We start from the raw sequence: 13,140 nt of genomic DNA, 5'->3' as shown, positions 1-13,140 counted from the left end.
CCTTCGCTGTCCTGAGCAGGTGGCATACCCATGGCTTTTCGAACAGGTCTTTGTTGGGAAGACATGGGATCAGACTGTGCAAGGAACCTGCCGGTCGATCATCGCTTCCCATAAATCAGCCCTGCGCTTAGCGGAGCAGAGGAGCGGGATGATGCGAGACCTGAACGAAAAAGGTATGGCTGCGGTCGATGGCGCGGCGGCCCGCCAGGGCATCGATCATGATGCAGCTATCATCCTCTTTGAATCCCTTGCAAAAGGAGGCGGCCACTATGCCCAGTTCAACCATCCCGGCCTGGGCGGAATGGGCCAGTGGTCACAGGGCGCGATGGCGATGATCGGAGATATGTCGGACAACGATCTCAAACATCGCCTCGATGCCTTGTGTGTTGATTTCACGGCGGTGCTCGCGGACGACAGCAATTTCTCTGATGATCCAATCTCGGGGACAGATGAGCAGCAAAGCCAGGAGCGAGGTATGCGGCCGGTGTTCTTCCAGAAGCCGCCGTTAGTTAAATAGGCTTATCGAGTGGAAAGCAGGTAAGGCTTTCTTTGGATGCCTTTTGAGACACTTACCGCGCGTAACTCCAAAAGCAGCATGCGCGATTGGTAAGGCCAGGGATAAATGCCGTACCGTCATCAACCGCCCACGCAATCCGAGCGGACGCGGGGCAGTTCATTCCTAATATGCTCACCCCGCAACGGCGCCGCATCAGCCAGGCAGCTTCTTCAACGGGCCCGCGAACCCAAGGACGATGCCGATCGTTAGCACCTCAACAAACATTTTGCTCAACGGAGAGCTTTGCCATGAAAAATCTCGTCTGGCTTGTTCTGCCCGCGCTAGCGTTATCCGCCTGCCAGAAGGCGACGGATCAGACAGCAAGCTCAAGAGGCGCGAGCGATGCCTCCTCGGTCACACCCCAGGACGGCATGCCCACCATGAGCGCATCCTCAAACGCAGGTGAAGAAGCCAATGCCACCCCTGGCAAGGACCCGGATACGTATCTGGCCAAGGCCGGTGCCGGCGACCTTTTCGAAATCGAAAGCTCGCGCGCCATCCTCAAGACGACAGAGGATCCTCAGGTCAAGGCCTTCGCCCAGATGATGATCAAAGATCACGAGGCGTCGACCACCTTGCTCAAAAAGACGGCGAAAGCGGCGGATATCGCCGTCGCCGCGCCCCGGCTGCAGCCAGCCCAGCAGCAGAGCCTCGATGCGATCAAGGCGGCCAAGGGCAAGGATGCCGACAAGATCTATCTCGACGCCCAGCGCGATGGTCATGCCGCAGCGCTGATGCTTCACAAGACCTATGCCGCCGATGGAAACAACGAGGAACTGAAAGCCGCCGCCGCCCAGATCGTTCCCGTGGTGCAGCAGCATATCACGATGCTGGACAAGATCGGCAAGTGACGGCGGGCCGCCGCCTTCCGCAACGGTATACCGATCCATACCCTGCGCGGATGGCGGCACAGTATTGTCCGGACGCGCGCCAGCGGTCACAGGGTCGGCCTCGAGGTGATGCAGGTTGTCGCTTTTGCGGTGGTGGCGGATGACGGTCTGTTGATCAGTTTCACCTGGCTGCATAGCCTGATCGATCGCCGCCATAGGGCAACTCTGGTAACAAGGCGGCCTTACGCCGTCCCGGACAGCTGCCGAAAAAGCGTCTGTCGTTAAACAGTTTTCTCTCGCCGACCAGCGATAGACATCCACGCTGGCGAGGCCTAACCCTCACGTCGCCCGAAGGAGTTCCGTGACTCTCCTGTAGAAATTCTCCAAGGCGGAAACCATGGGTGCCTGTTGAGCGTTCGACCTTCAGGCACCGTCTGCACGGTGCAGGCTGGAGACAAGTGACGTGCCGGATGTGACGATACCTGCTGAACTGGAAAATTTTTTCGAGAATTCGCCCATCGCCCTGACCTTGGCATCATCTGGTGATGACACCCCGCTGGTTCTGATAAACCGCCGATTTCTCGAATTCACCGGCTATGCGCGGCAGGATCTGCTCCATCGCAATTGCCGGGTGCTGCAACGCGACGCCGACGACCGCGATGCTCGTGCCAAGCTGCGCGCTTTTCTGGCCGACGATACGATCGCCAATGTCCGTACCCCCATCGTCAATTTCAAGAAGGATGGCACGCCCTTCGTCAACCTGCTCTACATGTCGCGACTGCGGGCGCTCTCGGGCGAAACCCGTTTCATCTTCGCCTCGCAATTCGATATCAGCCGTGCCCAGCCCGAGCGCCTGCAGGCCTATGACCAGGATCTGGGCCAGACGCTGACCCGCCTCAGCCCTGTGGTGGCCGAAAGCGGCATCATCGTCGAGGGCACGCTGACCACCGTGGCCAACTCCGCCCACGCCATCGCCCAGGCCAAGCTAATCCTTGCCAATCTTGACGACAGTTCGATCCTGTGACCTCAACCAAAACATGTGCAAAGGACGGTCAGGACGCTGAAACCCGCAGCGTGCCGATTGTGGGCATCGGCGCCTCGGCCGGGGGACTTGAGGCCTTGCGTGACATGCTTGCGGCGGCCAGTCCGCCCACCAACATGGCCTTCGTGATCGTTCAGCACCTCGATCCCAATTACGAGAGCATGCTGGCCCAGTTGCTCGATCGCGCTGGACCGCTCGACGTGCTGCAATGCGAGGGCGGCGAGGCGCTGGAGCCCGATCATGTCTACATCATCCCGCCGGGCCGCGGGCTGGCACTGCATGAGGGCAAGCTGCAGCTGACCGATTTCGCGCAACCACGGGGTCTGCGCCGCCCCATCGACGATTTCTTCGTCTCGCTGGCCACCGACCAGCAGGCTAACGCCGCCTGCGTCATCCTCTCGGGCACGGGCGCCGATGGATCAACCGGACTGCGCGCCATCAAGGAACATGGCGGTGTCTGCGTCGTGCAGGAACCGGGGAGTGCCAAATATGACGGCATGCCGCTGGCCGCCGTGGGCACCGGGCTGGTCGATTACGTCAAGCAGCCGGGCGAAATCCTTGATTGCCTCGGTGCCTTCTTCGGGCGCAGCGCGGGCGATGCTCAGGAGGATGAGGCCGAACTCGTCGCCGATCATGTCGATGATCTGTGCCACACGCTGCGCGGGGCCATCGGCCACGATTTCTCGGGCTACAAGCGTTCGACGCTGATCCGCAGGGTTGAGCGGCGCATGCATGTGCTCAACATCGGCTCGGGCCGTGCCTATCTCCAGCGCGTGCGCTCCGATGCCGCAGAATGCGAGGCGCTGTTCCGCGACCTGCTCATCAACGTCACCCGCTTTTTCCGCGACCCCGAAATGTTCGAGGCCCTGCGCAGCAAGGTGGTCGAGCCGCTGCTGCGCCAGAGCGATGGCGAGGATATCCGCGTGTGGATTCCGGGCTGCTCCAGCGGCGAGGAAGCCTACAGCATCGCCATGCTTTTCGCCGAAGCGGCGCGAGGGATGGATCTGATCAATCCGGTCCAGATCTTCGCCAGTGATATCGACGAGCAGATGCTCAACATCGCCCGCGAAGGCAGCTATCCCGCTGCCGCGCTGGCCGACATTCCCTCTCCTCTACGCGAACGCTGGACCATCCCCCACGGCGAGCGTTTCTCGATCTCCGGCCAGATCCGCGACCTGATCCGCTTCTCGAACCACAGCGTGGTGAAGGACCCGCCCTTCTCGCGCATCGATCTGGTGTCCTGCCGCAACCTGCTGATCTATTTCGACGATCGGCTGCAACAATCGGTGATGCCGATCCTGCACTATGCTCTGCGCCCTGGCGGCTTTCTGTTTCTGGGCCCCTCGGAAAGCATCGGACGCTTCGACCACCTCTTCCCCGCCATCGATCACCACGCCCGCATCTTCGAGCGCAGCCCCGGCAGCCCTGCCTATCCCATCGACCTTCCCGGCGGCGAGCGCACCGCTAGACGCCGGGATGACCCTGCCCGCCGCACGGCAGAGCGCAAGCATGCCGATCCGGCCATCGCGGTCCAGCGGCTGGCCGAGCGCTACAGCCCGCCCTCGATGGTGGTCAATCAGGATGGGGCGGTGCTCTCCGCCTTCGGCAAGCTCAGCCGTTACTTCGACTTCCCGGTCACGCGCGTGGGCGGCGCCAATGCCATCTCGCTGGCCAAGCCGGGGCTGCGCGATGTGCTTGGTACGCTGATGCGGCAGGCGCGCGACAGCAACAAGCGTGTGGTCGCCCGCCAGATCGACGTCGTCACCGACTATGGCACCCAGCCCATCGAGGCCGTGTGCGAGCCGCTGCCCGATGGCACGCTGCTGGTGGTGTTCCATGACCGCGGCACCTTCCAGCCCTTCGAAGACCCCGATCTCGCCGAACTCGAGAACGGCGACGACCATATGGAAGCGCTGGAAGAGGAATTGCGCCTCACCCGCCACAAGCTGCGCACCGCGGTCGAGGAACTGGAAACGGCCAATGAGGAGCTAAAGAGCTCCAACGAAGAAATGATGTCGATGAATGAGGAACTGCAATCGACCAATGAGGAGCTTTCGACCGTCAATGACGAGTTGAAGAGCAAGGTCGATCAGCTCACCGTGGCCAATGCCGACCTGCGCAACTTCTTCGAATCCACCGAACTGGCCGTCATCGTTCTGGACAAGGCACTGCGTATCCGCAGCTTCACCGATGCCGCCACGCGCATCTTCCCGCTCCAGCCCGCCGATCGCGGGCGTCTGCTGGCCGATGTCGCCAGCAAGCTGGAGGATGACGGCTATCTGGCCGATGCACGCGCCGTGGCCGACAGCGGCGAACAGCTGCAACGCCGCGTGCAAACCCGCGAGGGTGGGCGCGCGCTTGCCTTGCGCGTTCTTCCCTATCGTACCCAGCATGGTACCGTGGATGGCGCCACGCTGGTGCTGACCGACATCACCGAAGCGCTCTCGATGGCGCGCGATCTGGCTGATGAGCGTGAGCGTCTGGGGCTCGCGATCAAGGCGGGCGGCATCGGCATCTGGGAATATTGCGCCGACACCCGCGAGCTGGTGCTGGATGCAACCAGCCGCACGATGCTGGGCCTGCCGGATAATTGCGATCTCCACCTCGACGATGCTCTTGACAAGATCGTTCCCGACGACCGCAGGCTCGTCAAGGATGGCCTGCGCGTTGCGGCGGAGCGCAACGAGGATTTCGACGCCAGTTTTCGCCTTGAGACGCAAGACGGACCACGCCATATCAAGACCTTTGGCCGCCCCATCGCCGGGTCACGCCCCAAGCGACTGGTGGGCACCACCATCGATATGACAGAGGAATACACGGTCGCCGAAACCCGCGCGCTGATGCTGCGCGAGATGAACCACCGGGTGAAGAACCTCTTTGCCATCGTCAGCGCGATGATCTCGGCGGTGGGGCGCTCGCACAGCGATGTGCGCACCTACAGCGAGGATCTGCGCGAGCGGATCGCCGCGCTGGGCCGCGCCCATTCGCTCGCCGCGCCATCGGGAGACCAGCAGTCGATCCCCCTGCGTGACCTGCTGGACACCACGCTGGCCCCCTATCGCGAACATGCCCCCATTGAACTGAACGGTCCGGATTTGTTGATCGACCGCAATTGCCTGTCCTCTCTTGCGCTGATCTTCCATGAATGGACGACCAATGCCGCCAAATATGGCGTGCTTGACGGCAAGGATGGCGCGCTGCGCGTCACATGGTCGCTCACTGACCATGTGATCCTGCTCGAATGGTGCGAAGAGAGCGATAGCCCTATCCATGTCAAGGAAGCCACCGGCTTCGGCACGGTTCTGGTCACCGCCTCGGCCCGGCAGATCAAAGCTGAATTAACGCGCCAGATCGACAGCCACCGTTTTTCCCTGACCATGCGTCTTCCTCTTTCGGTGATCCACACGTGACCAAAACCATCATGATTGTCGAGGATGAGCTGCTCGTTGCACTCGATGTTCAGGACATCGTCGAGGATGTGGGCCTCGCGGTCGACGGGCCTTATGAGACGGTGAGCAGCACGCTGGCCGCGCTGGATGGGATGCTGCCCGATTGCGCCATCCTCGATGTGCGGCTGCTGGACAATGAGGTCTTTCCCGCCGCCGACCGGTTGCGCGATGAGGGCATTCCGCTGATTTTCCATTCAGCCCATGCCGATGAAGCGCAGCTCAAGACGCGCTATCCGGCCGCGCAGATCTGCGCGAAACCCAGCTCACCCTCGGAACTGCGAAGGGCCTTGCACAGGGCCGTCGGCGGCGAGATCGGCTGAACTTTCGCCAAAGGGTGGCGGGAAGACCAGGGCTCGAACCGCCTCTTCCCGGCTGCTTATGACTTATATCGAGAACACGGAATCGGTTTGAATGGCTCATGTCCTGATCATTGAGGATGAGATCCTTATCGCGTTGGATCTTGCAGAGCAGCTTGAGGATCACGGCGCGTTCTCTTTCGCATTCGCGAGCTCGGAAGAACGGGCGCTCGCCGCTGCAAAGGAAAGACGGCCGGATGTGATCACCTGTGATGTCACCCTGGCTCAAGGTTTCGGTCCGCGGGCGATCAAGGCGATCCATGAAAAGGTGGGCCCAATCCCTACGATCTTCGTGACCGGAACGCCCGATGATACGCTGATGGCCTATCAGCCCTGCGTGATCCTACAAAAGCCGGTCGACCAGACCTCCCTTGTCGAAGCCTTTCGGAAATTCAAGCGAGCCCGCTAAACAGCACTGACGCAACACTCCGGCTGCTCCATCCGCAAATTTCTGCGAAGTTCAATGTGCATAAAATTCGAATCAACTGGACCTTATTTACGTTTATCCCGCCACCGGCTCGATGACCGTTTCGGACAAGGCGGCGCCTTTATGCTGAAGGAACAGGCGAAACTCGGATTGCGTGATGGCTGCAGGCCGCACATCCAGCATCACACGCCAGCGCTTTGCCGCGCCAACCACAGGATAGGCCGCCTGAGCCAGAACAGCGGCGGCAGGCAGGTTCGTCACCGCCGCGACCCCGCTTGAGCGGTCCAGCCCGGCCAGGCTCTCGCCCTCGAAATCGAAGACCAGCTTATGCGCATCCTGCCGCGCAGCCGCGCCGGGTATGCCGCCAGCGCCGTTCCATTGATCGACTAGGCGTGCGCCGGCTGCCGAGGATGGATCACGCGATGTCCAGCGCAGCCGATAGCGCCATTCGTGATATCCGCCCGCCCGCGCCGGCGTATCGCTGACCCAGAAGGCGGTAACATTGTCGGTGGTTTCGGAGTCGGTCGGAAACTCATAGAGCATCACCGCGCCTGGCCCCCAATCGCCGATCGGCTCCACCCAGAGACTGGGGCGCCGGTCATAGAAGGCGCCATCGTCCTGATAGTCGGTAAAGCGGCGATCCCGCTGCATCAGCCCGAACCCGCGCGGATTGGTGACGGAAAAGGCATTGGTGCGCGGATGGCGGGGGTTGCGCAGCGGGCGCCACAGATGCTCGCCATTGGCCGCAACGATCGCCAGACCATCGGAATCGTGAATTTCGGGGCGCCAGTCGGGCGTCCGGTCGGGTGAGGTCTGATCATACCAGAACATGCTGGAGGCCGGGGCGATGCCCAGCCGCTTGATGTCCTTGCGCATGGCAAAGACCGCCGTCACATCCTGCACCACACCGTCTGGCCCGGTGCTGTTGTCAAAGCGCATGGCGCCCACAAGGCTGGGCCCATCGATCAGCCCGTAGACACGCATGGCGCTATCGCTCAGCGTCTCGATCCAGAATTCGGTGAAGGCCGGGAACTCCTCTTCGCTGGTCAGCGCCGTATCGACCGCGATCCCCCTTGCCGAGATGCCATATTGGTTCTGCGCGCCTGCCGTCCGGAAATAGGATGCGCCCATGAAGGACAGCCAGTCGCCCTCGGCGCGGGCGCTAAGCACGCGAAAGCCAGCCGGTCTGGCCTCGGCGCCTCCCGCGAAAAGGCCTTTGCTGGACAGCAAGGCGCGCGCCTGTCCGCGCTGCAGGACGTTCAGCTTCACGGGCGTGGGCGCATAGCGATTGACCGGCAGCAGGCGAACCGAGCCCGTCAAGGGCGTGGCGGGGCCATAGGTGAGCTTTCCCGCGGCATCGAAATCAACATCATGCGCGCCGGGCGTGGATGCCGCCGCCTCATAAGGCTTGGCGGCCAGCTTGCGCACAAGGCCCGTCAGCTCGTCCCAGGAAAAGCTTTGTGGCGGGCCAAAACGCGTGGCGGCGGTGTCGCCCGCAGCGGCGGTCGCTATGCCCGCCAGCGACGCGAAGGAAAGGCCTGCGATGCCGCCGCAAATGTCGCGTCGGGAAAAGGCGGGCAAGGCAGATGGCCCGGAAGGGGCGCTGGAGTCGATGCAGTCGTCGGAAACAGGGCTTACCATGGTTCTTCTCCTGACAGATCACAGAAGAGACCGCCTGCGCGCAAGTTCCAGATGGGTGTCTCAACATCCGCTTTGGGACCACGATGCGATCAGCTGAACGATAGGCTGCGGAACCTCCCCCTCTCAGCACTGTTCCGAAACTCAACCCGTCAAGGCACCGCCCCTCAACAGCCTTCAGCCAAACAAGATCCGATTGAGGCCCGATGGTGTCAGACAGGCAATATGCAGACCCATTGCTGACCTAATGCCCCCCATTTCAGCCCACAATTGTTTCCCGACCCGCAGACCAGCGCCCAACCGAGTTACGGATAGACCATGGTCCCCTCACCCCAAAGGCCAGCTTCACACACGATCGGCATTGTCGGCACCGGACCGACCGCGCTCTACACCCTTCACGCCCTGCTCGAAAGCGATCGCCCTTGCGACATCCACCTCTATGAGGCGGGAGAGAAAACCGGTCCGGGTATCCCCTTCAGCACCGATCATGTCACCATGCCGATGCTGGCCAACATCGCCGGGATCGAGCTTCCGCCCTTGTGCGAAACACTCAACGGCTGGGCCAGACGCCAGAGCGCCGAACGCCTCGCCGCCTGGGGCATCGCGGACAGTGCGGACGATGATCGCGCCTTCTTTCCGCGCGTGGTGCTGGGTGCGTATTTTGCCGACCAGTTCGATCTGCTGCTTGCCCATCATCTCGGACCGCATCGGGTGAGCGTCCATCGCTCCCATCAGGTCACCGATGTCGCGGCCTTCCCGGATGGGGTGCGCATCGCATGGGACGCGAAGGGCAAGACAGGCACGGATTGGCTGGACAGGCTGGTGATTGCCACCGGCTATCGTTCCCAAGGCCCGGCCCAGCCGCCAAGCGCGCCCGCTGGCGCCGAGAACATCGGCCTTCTGGGCAGTTCCTTGAGCGCAATCGATGCCGTGATGACACTGGCTCTGCAGCATGGCGATTTCGTCGAGACTGCACAGGGCCTGAGCTATCAGGGCGATACCGGCTGGCAGGTGACCATGCTCTCGCGCAGTGGCCTGCTGCCGGAGGCGGATTTCTGGTTTCCCTTTCCGCTCGAACCGCTCGATCTCTTCACCGATCAAGCGCTGGCGCAGATGCTGCAAGGCGGCGATGGCGATCTGGACCGGATCTTCGCCCTGTTCGCCCGCCAGCTGCGCGAGCTCGATGCAGCCTATGCCGACAGCATCGATCTGGACAGCGCCACCGCCGACAATTTTGCCGACCGCTATTTCGCCCAAAGGCAGAGCATCGATCCCTTCCTCCACGCGCGCACCAATCTTGCCGAAGCGCGGGATAGCCACCGCCAGCGCCGCACTCAGGCCTGGCGCTATGCCATTTTGCGGATGCATGAACCCTTTGGCCGCATCGTCCCCCGGCTGTCGCCCACGGACCTCACGCGGTTCGAACAGGGTATCAAGCGCTGCTTCACCGACAATTACGCAGCCGTGCCCCATCTTTCCATCGACCGTCTGCTGGCCCTGCGGGAGGCAGCCGTGCTGCGGATCGAGCGACTGGGCCCCCACTATGGTCTCCATGACCGGGGAGAACAGGGCTGGCACATCCGGATTGGCGCGCGCTCACTGCAGTTCGACAGCCTGATCGACGCGCGCGGGCAGCAACCGCTGGGTCTGGATCTTTTCCCCTTTCCCACGCTGCGACTGCAGCTCTGTGCGCGGGCCAGAGATCAGGGGCTGGACTGGAATGACGGCCTTCCTCCCGGTGAGGATCTGGTGATCGCGCCTGACGATCCCGCGCTCGGGCGCATCCACTGCCTTGCGCTGCCCTTTCTGCTCAAGCGGCGCCCCTTTGTTCAGGGCCTGTGCGAAAGCGCGGCCATGGGCAGAAGCACGGCAACGGCCCTGCTGCGAACCGGTGATGAAACGCCGGATCAACCGGAAGACGCAAGGTGGCAGGTCAACCACTATCTCGCCACGCTGGACACCACCTGCCCGGTCTATTGCGGCGATGAAGCCGCAATCCGCACGATCCATCTGCCAAAGAAGCCGGTGGTGGGGCCAGCCGCCTGACGCTTTGTCGCTTTGCAACGAGGCGGCAACGTATGGGTCTATACCGGGAAAGCCCATCAGGCGTCGCTGAAACGCAACGCCTCATCTGAAGGCCCTGTCTATCGCGCGACGAGCGGAGCATGCGTGGCATGCACAGCGATCGATCAACGGGGCAAACCATGACCCATGACAGCACCAGTGCTGATGGATTTCACGATCCGCACTTCCCGCCTATGCGCATCGTGGGTTCGGATGAGACAGGCCTGTCCGTGGCGCGGCAAGCCTATCTCAAGGCGATGCGGGCCGGTGTCGCCGAAACCCGCGAACAGGGGGGCGAACCGGATTACGATGTGCTGGCCGAAGTCGCCTCAGACATCGCGCAAGAGGCCTATGACAGCTTTGCGGGTCGGTGACAGGCCTGTTCATTCTGATGGCGTCTCGCTTTCAACGGGCGTCTTGCGCCCCGTATCATCCCGGCTGGCATTGCGCCGCTCCGAGATCATATCATTGGGCTCATCGGGCGCCATATCGCTGTCGCCGGGGCGGTGCGGGGGCAGATGATGACCCTCCTGCCCGGCTTCGGAGAAGGGCTTCGCTTCCTCCCCTGCCCGGCCTTTGCGCGCATCGGCAGCATTGGCCTGCTGGGCATCCACCCGGATCGTGGAGGCTCCTTCCTGCTGCTCCACAGGCTTCACAAGATGCTGCGCGGGTCTAACCGAGGTGTCGCTCATGATCTCTCTCCTCTCAGGGGCAACGCCCGGCGGGAGGCCGATGTTCCGCCCGCGCCCTCAGCGCGGCCTGCCCGAACCTCCGGTGATCGCGGTCATGCGCCGGGCAGCGCTCAAGGCCGTTTCGCGCTCACCCGCCAGACGGTGTTGCCCACATCGTCGGCCACCAGCAGCGCGCCATGCGTGTCCATCGCTACGCCCACCGGGCGGCCATGCACGGTGTTGTTGCGGTCGAGGAAGCCCGTCAGCACATCCACCGGCTTGGCGACCGGCCGCCCATTGGCAAAGCCGACAAACACCACCCGGTAGCCGTTGAAGGGATCACGGTCCCAGCTGCCATGCTCACCCACGAAAGCGCCATTGCGCATGGTGTCCGGCAGCAGGCCGCCATTGTTGGCAAAGGCCAGCCCCAGCGGCGCGACATGCGACCCCAGCGCATAATCGGGCACCAGCGCGCTCGCCACCAGATCGGGGCGCGTCGGCTTCACACGCGGATCGATATGCCTGCCGTAATAGCTGTAGGGCCAGCCATAAAAGCCCCCAGGCCGCAGCGAGGTGATGTAGTCGGGCACCAGATTGGGGCCGAGTTCATCGCGCTCATTCACGGCGGTCCAGACGGCATGGCTCTGCGGCTCGATGGCGACGGCGGCGGGGTTGCGCAGCCCCCCGGCATAGAGCTTCCAGGCGCCGCTCGCCCGGTCGATCTCCCAGACGGCGGCGCGGTTCAGCTCCGCGCCGATGCCGTTTTCGGTGATGTTGCTGTTCGAGCCGACACCGACATAGAGCTTGCTGCCATCGGGGCTCGCGACCAGACTCTTGGTCCAGTGATGATTGATCGGCCCGCCGGGCAGGTCGACCAGCTTCTGCCCCGGCGCGGTGATCCGCGTGTCACCCGTGACATAGGGGAAGCGGATCAGCGCATCGGCATTGGCGACATACAGATCATTGCCCACCAGCGCCACGCCGAAGGGCGAGTTCAGACGATCGAGAAAGACGCTGCGCTGCTCATACTTGCCGTCGCCATCGGCGTCGCGCAGCAGGGTGATGCGGTTGGCGGATTTGGCCTTGGCCCCCGCGGAACCCTGCACCAGCCCCATGATGATCTCCTTGGGGCGGAAGACCGGCGCCGGCGGGCCATTGCTCTCCACCACCAGCACATCGCCATTGGGCAGGGGATAGACCTGGCGCGGATGTTCCAGCCCGGTGGCCAGCGCCTGCACCTGCAGGCCCGGCGCGGGCGTGGGCATGCTATTGCCCCAAGGCACCACCTTGCCCACCTTCATCGGCGGCATCAGATATTGCTGCTGATCGGGCAATTGCGGGTTGGGGCCGGTCTGCGCGTCGGGGCTGGCGGCCGGGCCGTCGCAGGCGGCAAGCGCCAGCAGCACGGTCAGGGCGGCAAAGGGGAGCGCGCGCTTCACGGGCGGATCTCCAGCGCTTGCATGGTCTGCCGCGTGCCCAGCCAACTGGTCACCAGCACCAGCACGGCGGTCAACAGCGAGAGTAGAATGCCCCAGGGCATCACCGAGGTATAGGCATCGCGGCTGTGGACGAAGGCATTGAGCAGCGCCAGCAGCATCACCAGCCCATTGCCCAGCCCGTGCCACCATCCGGCCCTTGGCCGCCGCATTCGCCGGCTGCTGAAGAAATCGACCAGCCCGGCAGTCCCCGTCAGCACGCCCATCACCAGCCCGGCCACGATCAGCCAGGCCGAGAAATTGGCCCATTGCATCTCATAGCTTGCCAGATAGGCCCAGTCGGTCAGGAAAGCGCCAGTAAAGCAGGCGATGGGATAGGCCGAGAGGATCACATGCAGCGGATAGCTGGCCGGAAAAACCGGGCGGATCGCCTCGGGGCGACGGGCGTGAGGAAAGGCGGGATCGGGGGCGGTTGCCACAGGCGCGTTCCTTTTTGACGATGCCGGGCCACTGGCCCATCGGCCGGAGCGGGCCGGTCTTTGCGATACAGTCCGGCTGCCGGGATGTTCCGCTGCAGCTGACATCCGTTCCCCATCGAAGCGACGGATTTTTGCGACGAAAAGCGCGCGCCCTTCCCCCGCACTGGTGCGTTTCCCCTGCGCCACACCGGC

The 13,140-nt window shown here is 63.1% G+C and carries 12 protein-coding genes; 8 read left to right on the top strand and 4 right to left on the bottom strand.

From position 1 onward, the window contains the following. The first annotated feature begins 148 nt into the window (after positions 1-148). From ABDW49_RS10545 to ABDW49_RS10520, 6 genes are all read left to right on the top strand, one after another. Entirely contained in the window at positions 149-517 is a 369-nt protein-coding gene (locus tag ABDW49_RS10545; protein ID WP_343611755.1) for a hypothetical protein, read from the top strand. Positions 518-684: 167 nt separating this feature from the next. Beyond that, complete coding sequence (locus ABDW49_RS10540; RefSeq protein ID WP_343611753.1) at positions 685-1,407, top strand: DUF4142 domain-containing protein; 723 nt, start codon at positions 685-687, stop codon at positions 1,405-1,407. Positions 1,408-1,858: 451 nt separating this feature from the next. Next, positions 1,859-2,410 carry a PAS domain-containing protein gene (locus ABDW49_RS10535; protein WP_343611751.1) on the top strand — a complete coding sequence of 184 codons (552 nt, stop codon included), beginning with the start codon at positions 1,859-1,861 and terminating at the stop codon, positions 2,408-2,410. After that, positions 2,407-5,838: a chemotaxis protein CheB gene (locus tag ABDW49_RS10530; protein ID WP_343611749.1), complete on the top strand. Its 3,432-nt coding sequence runs from the start codon at positions 2,407-2,409 to the stop codon at positions 5,836-5,838. The genes ABDW49_RS10535 and ABDW49_RS10530 overlap by 4 nt, the downstream gene beginning before the upstream one ends. Next, the gene (locus ABDW49_RS10525; protein WP_343611747.1) at positions 5,835-6,197 is read left to right on the top strand and encodes a response regulator; all 363 of its coding nucleotides are present in this window, start codon (positions 5,835-5,837) and stop codon (positions 6,195-6,197) included. The genes ABDW49_RS10530 and ABDW49_RS10525 overlap by 4 nt, the downstream gene beginning before the upstream one ends. A 91-nt stretch (positions 6,198-6,288) precedes the next feature. Beyond that, a complete protein-coding gene (locus ABDW49_RS10520) occupies positions 6,289-6,642 on the top strand; it encodes a response regulator (protein ID WP_343611746.1) in 354 nt (117 codons plus the stop codon). Positions 6,643-6,735: 93 nt separating this feature from the next. Here the strand turns inward: ABDW49_RS10520 and ABDW49_RS10515 are convergent, their stop codons facing one another. Beyond that, on the bottom strand, positions 6,736-8,301 hold the full coding sequence (locus ABDW49_RS10515; RefSeq protein WP_343611745.1) for a glucan biosynthesis protein: 1,566 nt from the start codon (positions 8,299-8,301) through the stop codon (positions 6,736-6,738). A gap of 315 nt (positions 8,302-8,616) precedes the next feature. Between ABDW49_RS10515 and ABDW49_RS10510 the strand changes: the two genes are divergently transcribed. Together ABDW49_RS10510 and ABDW49_RS10505 are read left to right on the top strand one after the other, a co-directional pair. Next, positions 8,617-10,344 (top strand): FAD/NAD(P)-binding protein, encoded by a 1,728-nt coding sequence (locus ABDW49_RS10510; protein WP_343611743.1) that lies wholly within the window; start codon positions 8,617-8,619, stop codon positions 10,342-10,344. A gap of 158 nt (positions 10,345-10,502) precedes the next feature. Continuing rightward, entirely contained in the window at positions 10,503-10,736 is a 234-nt protein-coding gene (locus tag ABDW49_RS10505) for a hypothetical protein (protein WP_343611741.1), read from the top strand. 9 nt (positions 10,737-10,745) lie between these two features. On the opposite strand, the gene ABDW49_RS10500 is transcribed toward ABDW49_RS10505, so the two are convergent. The 3 genes from ABDW49_RS10500 to ABDW49_RS10490 form a co-directional block, all read right to left on the bottom strand. Then, positions 10,746-11,054 carry a hypothetical protein gene (locus tag ABDW49_RS10500; protein ID WP_343611740.1) on the bottom strand — a complete coding sequence of 103 codons (309 nt, stop codon included), beginning with the start codon at positions 11,052-11,054 and terminating at the stop codon, positions 10,746-10,748. Positions 11,055-11,164: 110 nt separating this feature from the next. Further along, complete coding sequence (locus ABDW49_RS10495; RefSeq protein WP_343611738.1) at positions 11,165-12,472, bottom strand: sorbosone dehydrogenase family protein; 1,308 nt, start codon at positions 12,470-12,472, stop codon at positions 11,165-11,167. Further along, a complete protein-coding gene (locus ABDW49_RS10490; protein ID WP_343611736.1) occupies positions 12,469-12,948 on the bottom strand; it encodes a DUF2231 domain-containing protein in 480 nt (159 codons plus the stop codon). The genes ABDW49_RS10495 and ABDW49_RS10490 overlap by 4 nt, the downstream gene beginning before the upstream one ends. Positions 12,949-13,140: the final 192 nt, after the last annotated feature.

Origin of the sequence: Novosphingobium sp. (assembly GCF_039595395.1) — a bacterium.
Classification (GTDB): Bacteria; Pseudomonadota; Alphaproteobacteria; order Sphingomonadales; family Sphingomonadaceae; genus Novosphingobium.
Note: the sequence above shows the minus strand (reverse complement) of the source record. Positions and strands in the feature narration are given on the sequence as shown.